17 protein-coding genes are annotated in these 17,638 nt (G+C 70.5%); 5 read left to right on the top strand and 12 right to left on the bottom strand.

The genetic code is table 11. From position 1 onward, the window contains the following. Positions 1 to 2 precede the first annotated feature (2 nt). On the bottom strand, positions 3 to 1,010 hold the full coding sequence (locus QNO12_RS06940; RefSeq protein WP_257502046.1) for a TetR family transcriptional regulator: 1,008 nt from the start codon (positions 1,008 to 1,010) through the stop codon (positions 3 to 5). Between the two features lie 71 nt (positions 1,011 to 1,081). Here QNO12_RS06940 and lipB point away from each other — a divergent pair, with 71 nt between their 5' ends. Together lipB and lipA are read left to right on the top strand one after the other, a co-directional pair. After that, a complete protein-coding gene (lipB, locus tag QNO12_RS06935; protein ID WP_257502045.1) occupies positions 1,082 to 1,720 on the top strand; it encodes a lipoyl(octanoyl) transferase LipB in 639 nt (212 codons plus the stop codon). Further along, positions 1,717 to 2,754, top strand: coding sequence for a lipoyl synthase (lipA, locus tag QNO12_RS06930; protein ID WP_257502043.1), 1,038 nt, complete (start codon positions 1,717 to 1,719; stop codon positions 2,752 to 2,754). The genes lipB and lipA overlap by 4 nt, the downstream gene beginning before the upstream one ends. A 31-nt stretch (positions 2,755 to 2,785) precedes the next feature. Here the strand turns inward: lipA and QNO12_RS06925 are convergent, their stop codons facing one another. The 4 genes from QNO12_RS06925 to smc all read right to left on the bottom strand — a co-directional run bounded on the left by QNO12_RS06925 (position 2,786) and on the right by smc (position 8,748). After that, the gene (locus tag QNO12_RS06925) at positions 2,786 to 3,286 is read right to left on the bottom strand and encodes a DUF2004 domain-containing protein (RefSeq protein WP_257502041.1); all 501 of its coding nucleotides are present in this window, start codon (positions 3,284 to 3,286) and stop codon (positions 2,786 to 2,788) included. An 84-nt stretch (positions 3,287 to 3,370) separates the two neighbouring features. Next, positions 3,371 to 4,240 carry a signal recognition particle-docking protein FtsY gene (gene ftsY / locus QNO12_RS06920; RefSeq protein ID WP_257502040.1) on the bottom strand — a complete coding sequence of 290 codons (870 nt, stop codon included), beginning with the start codon at positions 4,238 to 4,240 and terminating at the stop codon, positions 3,371 to 3,373. 75 nt (positions 4,241 to 4,315) lie between these two features. After that, positions 4,316 to 5,077, bottom strand: a complete 762-nt coding sequence (locus QNO12_RS06915; protein WP_257502039.1) for an SDR family oxidoreductase — start codon at positions 5,075 to 5,077, stop codon at positions 4,316 to 4,318. A 122-nt stretch (positions 5,078 to 5,199) separates the two neighbouring features. Further along, positions 5,200 to 8,748 carry a chromosome segregation protein SMC gene (gene smc / locus QNO12_RS06910; RefSeq protein ID WP_257502038.1) on the bottom strand — a complete coding sequence of 1,183 codons (3,549 nt, stop codon included), beginning with the start codon at positions 8,746 to 8,748 and terminating at the stop codon, positions 5,200 to 5,202. Between the two features lie 478 nt (positions 8,749 to 9,226). Here smc and QNO12_RS06905 point away from each other — a divergent pair, with 478 nt between their 5' ends. From QNO12_RS06905 to QNO12_RS06895, 3 genes are all read left to right on the top strand, one after another. Next, positions 9,227 to 9,490 carry a hypothetical protein gene (locus QNO12_RS06905; RefSeq protein WP_257502037.1) on the top strand — a complete coding sequence of 88 codons (264 nt, stop codon included), beginning with the start codon at positions 9,227 to 9,229 and terminating at the stop codon, positions 9,488 to 9,490. A 65-nt stretch (positions 9,491 to 9,555) separates the two neighbouring features. Next, the gene (locus QNO12_RS06900; protein ID WP_257502036.1) at positions 9,556 to 10,641 is read left to right on the top strand and encodes a GNAT family N-acetyltransferase; all 1,086 of its coding nucleotides are present in this window, start codon (positions 9,556 to 9,558) and stop codon (positions 10,639 to 10,641) included. Then, positions 10,634 to 11,731, top strand: coding sequence for a GNAT family N-acetyltransferase (locus tag QNO12_RS06895; RefSeq protein ID WP_257502035.1), 1,098 nt, complete (start codon positions 10,634 to 10,636; stop codon positions 11,729 to 11,731). The genes QNO12_RS06900 and QNO12_RS06895 overlap by 8 nt, the downstream gene beginning before the upstream one ends. On the opposite strand, the gene mutM is transcribed toward QNO12_RS06895, so the two are convergent. From mutM to QNO12_RS06860, 7 genes are all read right to left on the bottom strand, one after another. Beyond that, positions 11,724 to 12,656: a bifunctional DNA-formamidopyrimidine glycosylase/DNA-(apurinic or apyrimidinic site) lyase gene (gene mutM, locus QNO12_RS06890; protein WP_257502034.1), complete on the bottom strand. Its 933-nt coding sequence runs from the start codon at positions 12,654 to 12,656 to the stop codon at positions 11,724 to 11,726. The genes QNO12_RS06895 and mutM overlap by 8 nt on opposite strands. A gap of 15 nt (positions 12,657 to 12,671) precedes the next feature. After that, positions 12,672 to 13,364: a ribonuclease III gene (gene rnc, locus QNO12_RS06885; RefSeq protein ID WP_257502033.1), complete on the bottom strand. Its 693-nt coding sequence runs from the start codon at positions 13,362 to 13,364 to the stop codon at positions 12,672 to 12,674. A gap of 16 nt (positions 13,365 to 13,380) precedes the next feature. Beyond that, positions 13,381 to 13,590: a 50S ribosomal protein L32 gene (gene rpmF / locus QNO12_RS06880; protein WP_028495421.1), complete on the bottom strand. Its 210-nt coding sequence runs from the start codon at positions 13,588 to 13,590 to the stop codon at positions 13,381 to 13,383. Positions 13,591 to 13,627: 37 nt separating this feature from the next. Then, positions 13,628 to 14,104: a YceD family protein gene (locus QNO12_RS06875; RefSeq protein ID WP_257502227.1), complete on the bottom strand. Its 477-nt coding sequence runs from the start codon at positions 14,102 to 14,104 to the stop codon at positions 13,628 to 13,630. A 131-nt stretch (positions 14,105 to 14,235) separates the two neighbouring features. After that, complete coding sequence (gene coaD / locus QNO12_RS06870; protein WP_257502032.1) at positions 14,236 to 14,733, bottom strand: pantetheine-phosphate adenylyltransferase; 498 nt, start codon at positions 14,731 to 14,733, stop codon at positions 14,236 to 14,238. Positions 14,734 to 14,796: 63 nt separating this feature from the next. Beyond that, the gene (locus QNO12_RS06865) at positions 14,797 to 16,959 is read right to left on the bottom strand and encodes an ATP-dependent DNA helicase RecG (RefSeq protein ID WP_257502031.1); all 2,163 of its coding nucleotides are present in this window, start codon (positions 16,957 to 16,959) and stop codon (positions 14,797 to 14,799) included. 60 nt (positions 16,960 to 17,019) lie between these two features. After that, entirely contained in the window at positions 17,020 to 17,619 is a 600-nt protein-coding gene (locus tag QNO12_RS06860; protein ID WP_257502030.1) for a hypothetical protein, read from the bottom strand. Between the last annotated feature and the right edge of the window lie 19 nt (positions 17,620 to 17,638).

Below are 17,638 nucleotides of genomic sequence, written 5' to 3'. Positions count from 1 at the left end.
GTTTACGCGAGGCGACCGGCGGTTCGATCTTCGCCGAGCTCCTGGAAGATCGTGATCTGCAGGTCGGCCGGGCCCCGCAGACGCGCGTTGACGGATCGCCACGGGGTCTCCCGCGCGGAGGCCTCCACCCGGGCCCCGGCCCGCACCAGCCGCTCGACCGTCGCGGCGGTGTCCTCGACCTCGAGCGCGAGGCGAACCCGGTCGCTGGAACCACCGTCGGTCTCGACCCGATCGATCAGGGACACCTGAGCGGCGTTGGCCAGCTCGAGGGTCGCCTCACCGGCACCCAGGATGACGACCCGGGCATCGCCGTCACCCTGGTACGCCTCCCGCTCGGGCATCCCCACCTCGTCGCGGTAGAACCGCAGGGCGGAATCGTAATCGGCGGCCTCGACGACGACGCGCAGTTGTCGCACCGTGCCGGGCGCGCCCGCGGTCACGCCGCGGACGGCATCCAGGGCCGCGGCGAGGATGCGGGGCAGGGGCGTGCGCCCGGCTCCGTCGTCCGCCCACACGTGCAGCGCCGCCAGCACGGCACCGCCGAACGCGGCGCCGAGCACCTCGGCGTGCAGGCGGTCCGCGCCGGAGCGCCGCAGCCGGTCCGACACGGTCCGGGCGATCCGTGACCGGCGCAGCGACGCCTCGCGCTCCAGCTCGTCGGCCAGTCCCATGGCATCGGCGTTGACCAGTGCCAGCGCAAGACTGTCCGGCGCGAAATCCGCGGCGATCGCAGCCGTGGCCGCGCGCGCATCGGCCGCGGCGTCGGCGGTCTGATCCTCCGCGAGGCGCACCTGCAGCTGCGCGACGCGCTCGTCCAGACCGGACCAGAGGATGTCGCCCTTGGAGGCGAAGTAGTTGAAGAAGCTGGATCTGCTGACACCTGCCCGCTGCGCGATGTCCGCGATCGATGTCGCGTCGTACCCCTGCTCGAGGAAGAGCTCGCAGGCGGCTTCGGCGAGGGTCTCGCGCGAAGAGGCGCGCGGCCGGCCGGTCCGCGAATCGGCGTTCATCATCCCACTGTACGGTTTACCTGAGCGTAGTATTTGTACCGAGTGCAACAACGCTCTGCGAAGGGATCCACATGCTCGATGTCATCACCGCCGGCCTGGCCCCCCACTACGTGCCCTACCACGAGGGCTGGGAGCTGCAGCGGCGCGTCCACGCCGAGGTGGTCTCCGGCGACCGACCCGACACGCTGCTGCTGCTCGAGCACGAGGCCGTCTTCACCGCCGGACGGCGCACGCAGGCGCACGAACGGCCCACCGACGGGACCCCGGTCATCGACGTGGACCGCGGCGGCAAGATCACCTGGCACGGACCCGGACAGCTCGTCGGATACCCGATCGTGCGGCTGCCCGAGCCCGTCGACGTCGTCGCCCACGTCCGACGGCTGGAGCGGCTGCTGATCGATGCGCTGCGCCTGCACGGTGTCGCGGGACACCGCGTCGAAGGCCGCAGCGGGGTGTGGGTGGGCCGACCGCTGTCCGAGGACAAGATCGCGGCGATCGGGGTGCGTGTGGAGAAGGGCGTCACGATGCACGGCTTCGCGGTCAACTGCGACAACACCCTTGCCGGATTCCGCGGCATCATCCCGTGCGGCATCACCGATGCCGGGGTCACCACCGTCAGAGAGGTGGTCGGCGGCGACGTCGCGCCGGCCGATATCGCGGACTCGATCGCGGCGGTCTTCGCTGCCGAGTACTCGGGGGTGCTCGCATGAGCGGGTGCGCGACGGGCGGCGCCGGCGCCGCCGCTCCCGCCTCCGCGCCGGGCGGCCGGAAGCTGCTGCGGCTGGAGGTGCGCAACGCGCAGACGCCGATCGAGCGGAAGCCGGAGTGGATCAAGACCCGGGCCAAGTTGGGCCCCGAGTACACCGCGCTGCACTCCCTGGTCAAGGACGAGGGTCTGCACACCGTGTGCCAGGAGGCCGGCTGCCCCAACATCTACGAGTGCTGGGAGGACCGGGAGGCGACCTTCCTGATCGGCGGGTCGCAGTGCACGCGCCGCTGCGACTTCTGCCAGATCGACACCGGCAAGCCCGCCGATTACGACAGGGACGAGCCGCGGCGGGTCGCCGAGAGCGTGCAGAAGATGCAGCTGCGCTACGCCACGGTGACCGGCGTGGCGCGCGATGATCTTCCGGATGAGGGCGCCTGGCTGCACGCCGAGACGGTGCGCCGCATCCACGCCGACAATCCGGGCACCGGCGTCGAGATCCTCGCCACGGACTTCTCCGGCGATCCCGAGCTGCTGCGCGTCGTGTTCGAGTCACGGCCCGAGGTGTTCGCGCACAACGTCGAGACGGTCCCGCGCATCTTCAAGCGCATCCGCCCGGCGTTCCGCTACGAGCGCTCGCTGGACGTGCTCACGCGGGCCCGCGATTTCGGCCTCATCACCAAGTCGAACCTGATCCTCGGGATGGGTGAGGAGCCCACCGAGGTGGTGCAGGCGCTGCAGGACCTGCACGATGCGGGCACGGACATCATCACCATCACGCAGTATCTGCGCCCGTCGCCGCGTCACCTGCCGGTGGACCGGTGGGTCAAGCCCCAGGAGTTCGTCCAGTTCAAGCAGGAGGCCGAGCGCATCGGCTTCCTCGGCGTCCTGGCCGGCCCGCTGGTGCGCTCGTCGTATCGGGCGGGGCGGCTGTGGGCGCAGTCGATGATCTCGAAGGGGCGGGACATTCCGCAGGAGCTGGCGCACCTGGCGCGGGACATCGCCGATGAGGGGCTGACGTTCGCCCAGGCGGTGTGAGGCCGCGCGCCACGGCAGCGGCGGGGCCGCCTCAGTCGGCGCTGGTGACCGACAGAACGGCGCCGTCCGAGTCCAGGTTGACCAGGATGACGTCGTCGGTGGCATCCGGGTCCAGTGCGTATTCGAGCACCGCGAACGGATCCGCACCGCCGTGCTCGTCGGCGAGGATCGTCATGCTCATCAGCTGCAGGGAGCGGATCACATCGACCTGGGTGTCGCCGGAGATGTCCACCAGCAGCTCTTCGAGGTCGTCGCCGAGGGTCTCCTGCTGATGGAGGATGTACTCGATCACCTCACTGGTGCGGTCATCAAGCTCGGACACCATCGCGTTGCGCGCCGTGTGGTCGATGGACTCTATCGATGAGATCAGGCTCGCCGCGACGTCCAGGGCGGCCTCGGACACGTCGTCCTGGTCGGGCGCGGTGAGATCGACGGTCACCGTCTGATCCCCGAGATCGACGTTCTCGGACCAGAAGATCGACCCGTCCGGGCCGGACTCCAGGAGTCCGAAGTAATCGTGCTCAATCGCCATATCCCCATGAAACCAGCACGCGGGCATCGGCGCTATCCCGCCGCGGCGAGCCGTGAGGTTCGCGGCCGATATCGGGCGTCCGGGTCAGTCCACGAGGGCAGCGGCGAACACGTGCGGCGTGAATCCGGTCAGATCGCCGATCCCCTCGCCCTGGCCGAGCAGCTTCACCGGGATGCCGGTGCGCTCCTGCACCGCGAGCACGAATCCGCCCCGCGCCGACCCGTCCAGCTTCGTCAGGACAAGCCCGGTGACGCCGGCGTGCTCCAGGAACGCCTGGGCCTGCAGGACACCGTTCTGCCCGGTGGTCGCATCCAGCACCAGGAGCACCTCGCTGATCGGCGCCTGCTTCTCGATGACGCGACGGATCTTGCCGAGCTCGTCCATCAGCCCACCCTTGGTGTGCAGCCGGCCCGCGGTGTCCACGAGCACGATCTCGGTTCCGGTGCGCTTGGCGTACTCGACGGTCTGGAAGGCGACGGAGGCCGGATCCTGGCCCTCGTGCTGCGGACGCACGATCGCCGCTCCCCCGCGCTCGGCCCACGTGGCCAGCTGGTCCACGGCCGCGGCGCGGAAGGTGTCGGCCGCACCGACGACGACGCTGCGGCCGTATCGCTGCAGGAACTTCGCGAACTTCCCGATCGTCGTGGTCTTCCCGACGCCGTTCACCCCCACCACGAGCACGACGGCGGGTCGTTCGGTCAGACGCAGGGTGGTGTCGAACTTCGCGAAGTGCTCCTCGAGCGTCTCCTTGAGCATCCGCTGCAGGTCGCGCGGGTCCGTCGTGCGGTAGCGCTCGACCTTCCCGCGCAGCTCCGCCACGATGCGCTCGGTGATATCAGGACCGAAATCCGCGGTCAGCAGCGCCGTCTCAAGGTCTTCCCACGTCGTCTCATCGATCGTCGGACGGACGAACATGCCGCGCAATGCGCCCCCGAGGGACCACTTCTCTGCCATGCGAACAGCCTACGAGCACGCCGCGGTGGTCCGGGGACCTCGCCCACTGCGGCGCGCGAACCGTGGCAGCCCGGTTCACCGGGACCGGGGCGAGTCGGCCTGGAGCCAGTCCGCCAGGCGCGTCTGGAACAGCTGCGCGCCCTCGACCGGAAGCAGCGTCCGCTCGTCGATCTTCGCGCCGTAGTACTGTGCGTCGTCGTCGCGCACGACGGTGCGCGGGTCCCCGCGGAACGCCAGTCCGCGGCGGATGAACTCGTCCAGACCGAACACCTCGGGACCGGCGATCTCGATGTCCGCGTTCAGCGGCTCGGCCACCGCAGTGCGCGCGACCGCGGTGGCGACATCCTCGGCCGCGATCGGCTGGATCAGGGCACCCGGAAGACGCACCGTTTCGCCGTCCGTCGAGACGTCGGCGATGCTCTGGAGGAATTCGAAGAACTGCGTCGCGTGCACGAGCGAGTAGGGCATCCCCGATTCCCGGATCAACTTCTCCTGTGCGACCTTGGCGCGGAAATACGGGATGACGTGCGGGCGGTTGGTGCCGACGATGGTCAGCGCGACGTGGTGACCGACGCCGGCGGCGCGCTCGGCGGCCAGCAGGTTGCCGGTCGAGGTGGTGAAGAACCGCAGGACCGCGTTCTCCTCGAACGAGGGCGAGTTGGACACGTCCACGACCACATCCGCCGCGGTCAGCGCTTCGGCCAGCCCCTCGCCGCTGATGGTGTCGACCCCCGTGTTGGGTGACGCCGCGACCGCCTCGTGGCCCTGCTCTGCCAGCTGGGCCACCACCTTCGACCCGATGAGCCCGGTCCCGCCTATCACAACGATCTTCGCCATGTCCGTCGTCCTCCGTTCGGTGGCGCCGACCTCCGGCGCTCACCAGGTATGACCGGGCGGGCTGTGCCGATGTGACACGCGTCAGGCGGGTGCGCTCGAGGATCCGGTCGTGCTGCGTCGGCTCAGCTCGCGGCGCGGTCGCCGACGCGCTGTCCGACGACCGCCGACACCCCGTCCTGACGCATGGAGACCCCGTACAGCGCGTCGGCGATCTCCATCGTGCGCTTCTGGTGCGTGATCACGATGAGCTGGCTGCTCTCGCGCAGTCGCTCGAACACGCCCAGCAGCCGGCCGAGGTTCGCGTCGTCCAGCGCGGCCTCGACCTCGTCGAGGATGTAGAACGGGCTGGGGCGGGCCATGAAGATCGCGACGAGCAGCGCGACGGCGGCCAACGACCGCTCCCCGCCGGACAGCAGCGACAGCCGCTCAATCTTCTTGCCCGCCGGGCGCACCGAGACCTCGATGCCCGTGGTCAGCGGATGCTCCGGGTCGGTCAGGCTGATGCTGCCGGTGCCACCGGGGAACAGGATGGGGAACACCTCGCCGAACGCGGCCCTCGTGTCCTCGAACGCCGCCAGGAAGATCGTCTGCATCCGCTCGTCCAGCTCGTCGATGATCGTGAGCAGATCCGAGCGGGTCTGCGCGAGGTCCGCCAATTGCTCGACCAGGAACTTGTGGCGCTGTTCCAGAGCGGCGTACTCCTCCAGCGCGAGCGGGTTCACCCGCCCCAGCTGTGCGAGCTTGCGCTCGGCATCCTGCAGCCGGCGGCGCTGCTGAGCACGATCGAACGGAACCGATGCCGGGTCCGGTCCAGTCGCGGCCTCCTCCCCGGGCGGCACCCGCGCTTCGGCGGGAACCGGCTGATCCGGACCATATTCCGAAAGAAGAATGTTCTCGTCCAAGCCGAGCTCGGAGGCCACGCGCTCCAGCAGGCTCGAGACGTGCAGGCGCTTCTCGTGGATCTGCAGCTCCAGACCGTGCACGCTCTCGGTCAGAGCGGCCAGCCGATCGCGGACCGTGGTCTCCTGCCGCCGCAGCTCGGCCAGTTCGGCGGTGACCGCGGTGCGCGCCGACTCGGCGGATGCGAGCTGGACGCGTGCCTGGCTGACGGAGCGGTCGACCGAATCCAGCACCGCGGGCAGCTGCGCCGCCACACCGGCGGCGACCTCGCGCTGCGCGCGCCGCAGGACCGCACGCCGCGCGGCCTCCGCGGCAGCCGCCCGCTCGCGCTCGCGCTGCCGTTCCAACTGCACGACCCGCGCTTCGCCCGCGCGCACCCGCTCCTTGAGCGTCTCGACGTCCAGACGGGCGCGCATCTCCGTGTTCCGGGCGGCCTCGAGCTCGGCGAGCATGCCTTCGCGGGCGGAGGCATCCAGTATCGGTCGTGGTGCCTCCCGGGCGCGCATCAGATGCTCCTCGGCCGCGTCCGCCGCACGCTCGGCCTCCTCGACGGCGGCCGCGGCCTGCGCGAGGCCGGCGGCGAGGCGGTCGCAGTCGGCGATGGCAGCCTCGTGCCGGACGGTGGCGCGGTTGACCTTCTCCGCGTGCGCCGCCAGAGCGGCATCGTGCGCCCGGAGCGAGGCCAGGGCAGACTTGGTGCGCCGCCGGGAATCCTCCAGCCCTCGCACGTCGTCAGCGAGGGCCTCGCGCAGGGAGTCCGCCACGACCACCATCTCGCTGAGGCGTTCGGCGGCGGCATCGCGCTCGGCCGCCAGCTCGAGCCGTGAGCGGCCCTGTCCCGAACCTGCCCGCAGGGTGTACTCGGTGTAGACCTCACCGGCCCGCGTCACGACCGTGACCGGTGCGCCCAGATCTGTCGCGGCGAGGGCGTCCCGGGCTGCGGCGGCAGCCTCCAGGTCGTCCGCGACGACGACGTGGGACAGGATGCCGAGCACCCCGTCGGGTGCCGTCACCACATCCCGCGCCGGAACGACGCCGGCCACCGCCGGGAAGACCGGCGACGGGGAGTCCGCGTCGGCGATGGCGATGTCCACCACGCCGAGGTCTGCGCCGCGGACGGTGCGGGCGATCGTGAACGCGTCTTCGCGGGTGTCCACGAGCACGCCCTCCGCCAACGGGCCCAGCGCCGCGGCGATCGCCGTCTCGTAGCCGGGCGTGACCTTGACGGAGTCGCCGAGCAGTCCCCGGATCCCCGCGCCGCCGCGCGCGACGAGCTCCGCCGCCGCGTTGCGCACGTCCAGGGCGCGCCCCAGGGCCGTGGTCTGGGCAGCGAGGGATTCGCTCTCCCGCTCGGCGGCGTGCAGTCGCTCGCGCAGCAGGCCGACGGCGGCCTCCGCGTCGGTCGCCTCGCGCTGGGCCCGCTCGTACGCGGTGGCGTACTCCGCGGCGGAGCCTTCCGGCACCAGGTCGGGATCCACGCCGGCCAGTTCCGCTTCCGCCTCGGCACGGCGGGCCAGAGCGGCATCCAGCGCTCGCTGCTGCCGTTCCACTCCGGCGCGCACCGCGGTCAGCGCCGAGGCGGCGGCCTCGGCGGAACCGCGCAGCTTGGTCAGTCGCATGTCGTGCTCCGAGACCAAGGCACTCTGGGCCGCGATGTCCGCGTCCAGCGCGTCCAGTTCGCCGCGCGAGCGCACCACCTCCCGGGATGCCTGTACCGCGGCATCCTGGGCATCGCCCAGCCCGGCCGCGATGTCCTCGATCTCTGCCCGGACGTCGTCGATCATGGCCTGCGAGACGGTGGTCAGCTCCAGGCCCTGATCGTCCGCGGCCTCTCCGAGAAGCGCCAGCCGCTGCCCGGTCAGGGCGTAGAGGCTGCGCAGCCGCTCCTGGACGCGCTCCAGACTGTGAGCGACGCTGCGCGCCTCGTCCACCCCTTCGGAGCGCTGCTGCTCCTCGAGCGCCGCGATGCGCGTGCGCAGACTCTCCGCCTGATCCTGCAGGACCAGCCGCTCGGTGTGCCGCTCCTGCTCGCTGCGCGCATGGGCGGACAGCTCCGACCGGAGCCCGGCGAGCTCGTCGGCGAGCAGCCGCGCTCGCGCGTCGCGCACGACCGCAGCGATCGTCGCGGCCTCGCGAGCGATCTCCGCCTGCCGGCCGAGCGGTTTCAGTTGCCGGCGCAGCTCGCCGGCCAGGTCGCTGAGCCGGGTCAGGTTCGCCTGCATCGCCTCGAGCTTGCGGAGGGTCTTCTCTTTGCGGCGGCGGTGTTTGAGGATGCCGGCGGCCTCTTCGACGAAGCCGCGGCGTTCTTCCGGGGATGCCTGCAGCACGTTGTCGAGGCGGCCCTGTCCGACGATGACGTGCATCTCCCGACCCAGGCCCGAGTCGCTCAGCAGCTCCTGGACATCCAGCAGCCGGCAGACGCCCCCGTTGATGGCGTACTCACTTGCTCCGTTGCGGAACAGAGTGCGGCTGATCGTGACCTCGGAGTAATCGATCGGCAGTGCACCGTCGCCGTTGTCGATCGTCAGCTGGACCTCGGCCCTGCCGAGCGGCCCTCGCGTCGCCGTGCCGGCGAAGATGACGTCCTCCATCTTTCCGCCGCGGAGCGTCTTGGCACCCTGCTCGCCCATCACCCACGCGAGGGCGTCGACGACGTTCGACTTGCCGGAGCCGTTGGGCCCCACGATGCAGGTCACGCCCTGTTCGAAAGCGAAGGTGGTCGGCTGGGCGAACGACTTGAACCCTTTGAGCGTCAAGCTCTTCAGGTGCATGGAAACGTCCTCCGGCCCGGTCGATTCACGGGTTCACGCTACCCGAGGACCACTGTGATTCCGCGCAGGCGAGCCGGGAGCCGGGGCCGTGCGCCGGCGCTCGATGCGCTGTCGCGACACGCCCGTCGTCCGCCGAATCTGCGAATTCGCCTTGACGTGGCCGCTGGCCCGCGCTATCGTCTCTCTTCGCGTCCCACACGCGAAAGGAGGTCACCGATGATGCACATGATGAACCCAGGCTCCGCCCCGGCTCGCCGTTCCCCGTTCTGCGGAATCGCTCCGGTGACCTCGTCGTTCGGCGCCACTGCTCCCACCGCCGGCTGACCGCCGCGGGGAGGACTCTGCCCTCGGGCGTCACTCCCACGCCGCGCCTATCAGCGCCCGCCGTCGCGGCTCCTCTGACCGGAGCCGCATCCGGCCGCCTCCGCGCCCGATCTCTCGGGCCATCTTCGTCATCTCCACTCCGAAAGAGACCATCATGAACGACACGTTGGCGCCCGTCCGGTCTCCCGGCTCGGAAAGCCTGACGCTTCCCACCCCGGCGACGCAGGGGGCTCCCCTGGGCCTCGCCGACCGACTACAGCTGCGGGTCGGCCTGTGGTTGCTGCTGCGCGGCGCCCGCCGTCTCGACGGCGCGCGCGACCACGACACCCACGCCCGCCGACTCGTGCATCTCCGGTCCCGCAACGACCGGCAGCACGACGCCCTTCGCGCACACGCCCTGCTGAGCGTGCGCACCTGATCTCTCCGGGGGGCCGCCGCCCGCGCGGCGCCCCGGAGAGCCGCCATCACCAGAACGGATCTGTCATGATCACCGCCCCTGTGGACCTGGAACTGGTCCCGCTGACTATCCCGACGAGCATCGACGCGCCCGACGCGGCGGACTTCCTCGAGATGGTCCGGCTGCGCAATCGCATCCTCCGCGAGGTCGCCGGGCACGACGACCATCGCATCGCCCCCGACGAGCTGCTGCCGCACTATCAGCCGGATCCCGACACCGACCGGCTCGCCTGGCTGGTGCGGGCGGACGGACGGTTCGTCGGCCGCATGGGAGTCGATTTCCCCCGCGAGCCCGGGTCCCGGACGGCGACGTGGCTGATCGAGCTGATCACCGAGGTCTGGGGTCGCGGCATCGGCTCTGCGGCCTACCAGCACCTGGAGGGCGTCGTCCGCGATCACGGACGCCGCGTCCTGCAGTCGTGGGCCGAGCATCCGCAGGCGGCCGGCGCGCGTCTGGAGCCGCCCACCGGCTTCGGAACGATTCCGCGCGACCACATCGCCCGGTTCTACCTGCGTCACGGGTACACGCTCGAGCAGGTGGACCGCTGCAGCGCCTTCGACCTGCGCGGGCCGTTCGCTCACGTCGAGCAGCTTCTGGCCGAGGCGACGGCCGCGGCATCCGGTTATCGCGTGGTGCAGTGGTTCGCGCCGACGCCGGCGGAGTTCGTCGACGGGTACGCCTGGATGAAGTCCCGCATGATCACCGACGCACCGGCGGCGGATCTGGAGTTCGACGAGGAGACGTGGGATGCCGCCCGTGTCGCCCGCCACGACTCGCTCTACACCGCGGCGGGGCGGACGCTGCAGGTGACGGCCGCACAGCACATCGCGACAGGCGAGCTGTGCGCGTTCAATGAACTGGTCATCGGCAAGGACCGCACCGAGGCATCCAGCCAGGAGGACACGCTGGTGCTCAAGGAGCATCGCGGGCACCGGCTGGGACTGCTCGTCAAGTGCGCCGGCCTGCTGTCCTGGCGCGAGATCGCGCCCGCATCGCCGCGGGTGATCACCTACAACGCGGAGGAGAACCGCCCCATGCTGGACATCAATGAGGAGATCGGCTTCGTGCCGATCTCCTACGACGGCGCCTGGAAGAAGGTGCTGGATGACTGACCTGACCCAGCGCAGCGCACTGCGGGTTTCGCCTCTGGTCGTGCCGGCAGGCCTGGATGCCGCGGACGCCGGCCCGTTCCTGGAGATGGTCCGCCTGGCCAACGCCGTCTGCCTCGCCGACGCCGGCCACGACGACCTGCGGGAAGAGGCGCAAGAAGTCCTCGGCCTCTGGCAGGACCAGACGGATTGGACCCAGCTCGGCTTCATCGCCGCGCGCGACGGAGGAATCGTCGGGGCGGTGAAGATCATGATCTCCACCCAGGAGGACACCACGTCGCTCGAGTTCGACCTGATGGTCGATCCGGAGCGTCGCGGGCAGGGCGCCGAGGAGGCGCTGCTGGCTGCGGTGGAGGCTGAAGCCCGGGCACGCGGCATCCGGACCACTCAGACCTGGACTCTGCATCGCCCGGACCGGCCCGGTCCGCGTCTGTCTCCGCCTAGCGGATTCGGAACCGTGCCCGCGGACGACAGCCAGACCGTCGCCATGCGCGAGAACGGGTTCACCCTCCAGCAGGTGGAGCGCAACAGCGTGTTCGACCTGCGCGGTCCCGCCGAGCCCCTGGAACGCATGCTCGCCGAGGCGCGGGCGGCGGCCGGCGAAGACTATCGTCTCCTGACATGGACCTCACCGACGCCGCCCGAGCACCTCGACGGGTTCGCCTATGCGATCTCGCGGATGTCCACGGATGCGCCCACCGGCGGCCTGGTCATCGAGGAGCAGCACTGGGACGCTGCCCGCGTGCAGCGCCGTGATGCCCGGCTGAAGGCTCAGGGGCTGACGGTGTCCGTCGCGGCGGCGCAGCATGTGCCGACCGGCACGATCGCGGCCTACAACGAGCTGGTGATCGCCGAGGACCGCACCGGGGCCACCCAGCAGTACGGCACCCTGGTCGTGAAAGGCCACCGCGGACGCCGGCTCGGCACCGTCGTCAAATGCGCGAACCTGCTGCGGTGGCGTGAGCTGGTCCCCGAATCACCCCGGGTCTCGACGTTCAACGCCGAGGAGAACCGGCACATGCTGGACATCAACGAGGCGATCGGCTTCGTGCCGGCCTCCTACGCCGGCGCGTGGCAGAAGGTGCTCAGCTGACCCGGACGATCGGGCGCGGGGGTTTCTGGCAGTGCGGGCAGTAGTGGCTGGAACGGTTCATGAACGACACCCGGACGATCGGCCTGCCGCAGCGCGGACACGGCTGCCCGGTGCGTCCGTACGCATTCAGGGAGTGCGCGAAATACCCCGCCTGACCGTTGACGTTCACGTACTGCGCATCGAAGCTCGTCCCTCCCTCAGCCAGCGCGCGCTCCAGCACGGTGCGCACGTCGGCAAGGAGCCGGTTCACCGCCCGGGTGGAGAGCGCGCGGGCGGGAGTCTCCGGGTGGATGCGGGAGCGCCACAGTGCCTCGTCGGCGTAGATGTTGCCCACCCCGCTGAGGACCGTCTGATCCAGCAGCACGCGTTTGATCGCCGAGTCCCTGCGCGTCAGCGCCACTCGGAACTCCCGGTCGCCGAACGCGGGGTCCAGCGGGTCGCGAGCGATGTGGGCCACCTGGCTGGGCACCGTCGGCTCGCTCGTTCCGAGGCCACCCGGTGCGCCATCCGGCGTCGGGACCAGCGGATCCAGCGTCAATGAACCGAACGTGCGCTGGTCGGCGAACACGACGACCAGCTCACCGTGGTCCGGATGCTGGATGTCCAGCCGCACCCGCTCGTGCCGCTCGGCCCCCGCCCCCGGCGCTCGCAGGAGGAGCTGCCCGCTCATGCCGAGATGCGCCACCAGCGCCTCAGCGGCAGGAGCACCGTCGTCGCCGGAGTCCAGAGGCATCCAGAGGAACTTGCCACGACGGGCGGCACTGCGCAGGACGGCCCCGGTCAGGGCGGCTTCGAACTGCGCGCCGGAGCCGGAGTACCGGGTGAGCGCGCGCTCGTCCACGACGGTGACGCCCCGCACGGTGGCGCCGCTGACGGCGGGGTCCAGCCCCGCGCGCACGACCTCGACCTCAGGCAGCTCAGGCATGCCGCCCGATCCCGGTCATGCCCGGGCGCTGAGTTCGCGCCATGCCATCAGCGCGGCGGCCATCTCGGCCTGCTTCTTGCTGGATCCCGTACCGGCCGCCGAATGTTCGGCGACCCGGACGGTGGCAGCGAAGACCCGGCTGTGGTCGGGACCGGTCGAGGTGACCTCGTACACGGGCGGCGGCGCGCCGAGGTGGGAGGCGAGCTCCTGGAGCGTGGTCTTGGGGTCGACCGACGCACCGTCGCGGCCGGGGTCATCCAGCAGCGGGTCGATCAGGCGCAGGACCAGAGCGGTCGCGGCATCCGGACCGGCCGACAGGTAGGTGGCGCCGATCACGGCTTCCATGGTGTCGGCCAGGATGGAGTCCTTGTTGCGACCACCGGTCTGCTCCTCGCCGCGACCGAGTTGGACGTACTCGCCGAGTCCGATGCCGCGAGCGACCTCAGCCAGGGCGACCGTGGACACCACGCTCGCGCGGCGTTTGGCCAGCGCTCCCTCGTCCAGCTCGGGGTGGGAGGTGAACAGTCGCACTGTCACGGCCTGTCCGAGCACGGAATCGCCGAGGAACTCCAGTCGCTCGTTGTGCGGGCCCTGACCGTGTTCGTACGCCCATGAGCGGTGGGTCAGCGCCAGCGACAGAAGCTCGGCGTCGATCTCGACGCCGAGCTTCTCGGTGAGCTGGATGCGCTGTGCTGACACGTCACTCACGGCGGCAGCGAGCTTCTTAGACGTCAGCGACCTTGCGGCCCTTGTACTCGAGGAACAGCTCGGTGCCCTGCGAATCGGTGACGACCTTCGCCTGGTGCGGACGGCTGTAGACGACCTTGCCGTTCTCCACCGTGGTGGTCAGCGTGATGGGCGCCGCCTTCCACTGGGCACGACGCGAACGGGTGTTGGAGCGGGAGACCTTCCGCTTCGGGGGGTTACCTGCCATGGCTTGCTCTCTTCTGTGTTCTCGGCGTCGGATTCCGCTAGTTGCGCGGCTCTTCGTCGTCGTGGTCTGGGGTGAATTGCTGGAGCGCAGCCCAGCGAGAATCGAGGGGCGTACGCTGCTCTGTCCCGGTGCTCACGGCCAGCCGCTCGCCCGTAGCCGGATCGAGGCCGGGGCAATCCGGCTGACACACCGGTTGAAACGGAAGCGCCAATACAGTCGCGTCCCTGACGAGAGTTTCAAGATCCACGTGGTCGTCTTGAACCTCGAAGTCAGTTGCTTCCATCTCAGGATACGCGAAAAGCTCCTGGAACTCGACTTCGACGGGCTCGACGATGTCGGTCAGGCATCGCCCGCACACTCCGACGTACTCGGTGTCGATGCGACCGGTCGCGAGAATGCCCTCGTGGACCGACTCGAGGCGCACATCGACGAGGACGGATTCGCCTTCGGGGACGCTCACCAGACCCTCGCCCCACTTCTGCGGGGCGGGCACGTCGAGAGTGAACTCGCGCATCTCGCCGGGGTGATGGACGATGTCGCGCGCGGGGACGACGAAGGGGCCGGAACGGTGCTTTCTCACGGTCGTCAATGCTACCGGGGTACGGGTGGGCGACGGCTGAATGCGAGGCACCGGCCGGATGCGGCTCAGATGTCCCGTGCGCCGGTGTCCAGGAATCGGGCCACCGCGGGCGGAACGAACGGCGAAACGTCGCCCCCGAGAGCGGCGACCTGACGCACCAGCGAGCTCGAGACCAGGGCATGCGCGGGATCGGGGAGCAGGAACACGGTCTCCACATGCGCGAGATGGCGGTTCACGATCGCCATCGGCGTCTCGTAGGCGACATCGATCTGCGACCGGATGCCCTTCACCAGCACCCCGGCGCCCACGTCGGTCGCGTAATCCACCAGCAGCCCCATGCTCCACGATGCGACGGTCACCTCGCCCTGGACGTCATCCTCCGCGATGGACTGCTCGAGCAGGCTCAGACGCTGGGCGATCGGAAGCATCGCCTCTTTGCCCGGGTTGTGCACGACCAGCACGTGCAGCTGGTCGTAGAGCGCCGCGGCGCGGCGGATGACATCCAGGTGACCCAGCGTCGGCGGGTCGAAGGATCCGGGGACGACGGCGATCCGACTGCTCATGGGACGAGCCTATCGGCGGGCGGGGAGAGTGCTCGGCCACGACGGGCCCGGACCGGCGCCGCGTCAGTTCTTCGCCAGCGCCGCGCGCTCCTCCATGCCCAGTCGACGCTCCAGCGCCCCCGTAAGACCGGGGTGCGCTTTCAGTGCCGGATCCTCCTCGAGCACGAGCTCGGCGGCCACACGAGCCTCCGCGATGAGGTCGGCATCCGTCACCACCCGCAGCAGCCGCAGCGACGAGCGTGCACCGGACTGCGCGTCGCCGAGCACGTCGCCCTCCCCGCGGAGGTCCAGGTCGACCTCGGCCAGGGCGAAGCCGTCGAGGGTGCTCGCCACCGCTTCCACGCGCTCGCGCGCCGGTGTGCCGGTGGGTGCCTCGGTCACGAGCAGACACAGTCCTGCGATCGCGCCGCGGCCCACCCGGCCGCGCAGCTGATGCAGCTGGGACACGCCGAACCGGTCGGCCTCCAGGATCACCATGGTGGACGCGTTCGCGACGTCCACCCCGACCTCGACGACGGTCGTGGCCACCAGCACGTCGATCTCGCCGCGGGCGAACGCCTGCATGATCGCGTCCTTCTCATCCGCGGGCAGCTTGCCGTGCAGCGCGGCGACCCGCAGCTGCGCGAACGCCGGATGCCGGGACAGCAGGTCCACGACCTGCGCCACGCCCCACCGGGTCCGGGGCGCCTCGCCGGCGACCACGGCGACCGGCTCATCGGCCGTGTCGTCCTTGACCGATGTCTCCGCGTCGATGGCCGCGCACACCACGAACGTCTGATGCCCCTGCGAGACCTCCTCGGCGATGCGATCCCACACCCGGGCGAACCAGCCCGGCTTCTCGGCGAGCGGTGCCACGAACGTCTGGATGCCGGCGCGGCCCTCCGGCATGGTGCGGATGGTGGAGACGTCCAGGTCCCCGAAGACGGTCATCGCCACGGTGCGGGGAATGGGCGTGGCCGTCAGCACGAGCGCGTGCGGGGCAGCGCCCTTCGCGCGCAGCGACTCGCGCTGCTCGACGCCGAAGCGGTGCTGCTCGTCCACGACGACCAGACCCAGGTCGGCGAAGGTGGTGGACTCGCTCAGCAGCGCATGGGTCCCGATGACGATGCGCGCCTGACCCGACGCGGTCCGCAGTGCGGCCCTGCGGCGTTCGGCAGCGGGCATCTGGCCGGTCAGCAGCGTCGGCATGAGCTCCGGCGCGAGCTTCGGACCCAGCATCCGCGCGATGGAGCGCAGATGCTGGCCGGCGAGGACCTCCGTCGGCGCGATCAGTGCCGACTGCCCTCCGCTTTCGGCGACCTGGAGCATCGCCCGCAGCGCGACGAGCGTCTTGCCGGATCCGACCTCGCCCTGCACCAGGCGGTTCATCGGCCAGGCGCCGACCAGGTCTGAGGCGATCTGATCGCCGACGGACACCTGGTCGGGCGTGCGGAGGAAGGGCAGCGACGCGTCGAATTCCGCCAGCAGTCTGCCCGGCGGGCGGCGGGTCGCCGACAGGGCGCGCACGGACTGCCGCTGCTGCAGGAGCGCGACCTGCAGGACGAAGGCCTCGTGCATGCGCAGGGTGCTGCGGGCCCGATCGACCTGCTCTTCGGATTCCGGGCGGTGGATGCGCTCCAGCGCCGTGCGCGCATCCAGCAGGCCGTCCCGCCGCCGCAGGTCATCGGGCAGCGGATCGGGGACGGGTCCGAGACCGTCCAGGACGAGATCGATGATCTTCCTCAGCTGCCAGCTCGCGATACTGCCGGTGGCAGGGTAGATCGGGATGGGGAGGTTCGCGTTGGCCTCGGCGGTGAGCCGTGCGGTCTCCTCGTCGTCGAACAGCTCGTAGTCCGGGTGTGCGAGCTGCTTGGCACCGCGGTACTCCCCCACCTTCCCGGCGAAGACGCCCCGGCGTCCGGGCTGCAGGTCCTTCAGCCGCCAGGACTGGTTGAAGAAGGTCAGGGACAGCTCGCCCTGGCCGTCGCTGATGACGACCTCCAGCAGGGAGCCCTTGCGGTTCTGCATCCGTCGTTCGCCGGCCCGACGCACCTCCGCCACGATGGTGACCGGCTCCCCGACCGGAAGCGAGGAGATCGGGGTCAGCTCGCCGCGCCGCGCATAGCGTCGCGGGTAGTGCGCGAGCAGGTCCCCGACGGTGTGCATCCCGAACGCCTTGGCCAGCGCGGTCGCCGTCTTGCCGCCCACGGCGCCGTCCAGGCGCGATTCCAGGGCGAAGGCGGGCATCCTCCGAGTCTAGGCAGGAGGACCGACCACGCGTCGCGCGGGCTGCTGGGCGCCGCGTCCTCAGCCCCAGATCTGCGACGCGATGTCGGAGAGGAAGGCGTTGCCGTCGCGCTGGTAGGTCTCCAGGTACACCCACACGTCGTCGCGGGCGACCACCGTCTGCTGCACGCCGGCCTTGTCGGCCGGTTCGATGTAGCAGTACGCGGCACCGAAGTCATCCGCCACTCCGCACGTCCAGCCTTCGGCGGGCAGCGCATCCGCCGCGGCGGAGACGGCGGCCGCGTCGGCGGTGCTGATCAGCAGCAGGACGCCGGCGACCTCGTCGAGGATCCAGTCGCAGCCCAGCGCGAGCTGAGCGTTCTGCGGCGCCTCGCGCTCGAAGCCGGTGCCGTCGCTCTGCAGGGTCATGTCGCCCACCGTGTCCTGGCGGGACATGTCCGTGCCGAGGGTGGTGCAGTCGGTGGGGAGGTTCGCCGGTGCGACGGTCGGGGCAGCCGGCTCGGTGGGGGTCGGCTCGGGCTCGGCGGTCTGCGTCGGCGTCGGTGCGGACGTCGGCGAGGCGGTGGGTGTGGCCGACCCGCCCGCGCAGGCGCTCAGCGTCAAGGCGAGGACGCCCGCGAGCACGAAGGTGGACAGGGCAAGCGGGCTCGTTCGGCGCATCGTCGGATTCCGAATCTTT

The sequence above is a fragment of the Microbacterium sp. zg-B185 genome (assembly GCF_030246885.1).
GTDB lineage: Bacteria > Actinomycetota > Actinomycetes > Actinomycetales > Microbacteriaceae > Microbacterium.
Note: the sequence above shows the minus strand (reverse complement) of the source record. Positions and strands in the feature narration are given on the sequence as shown.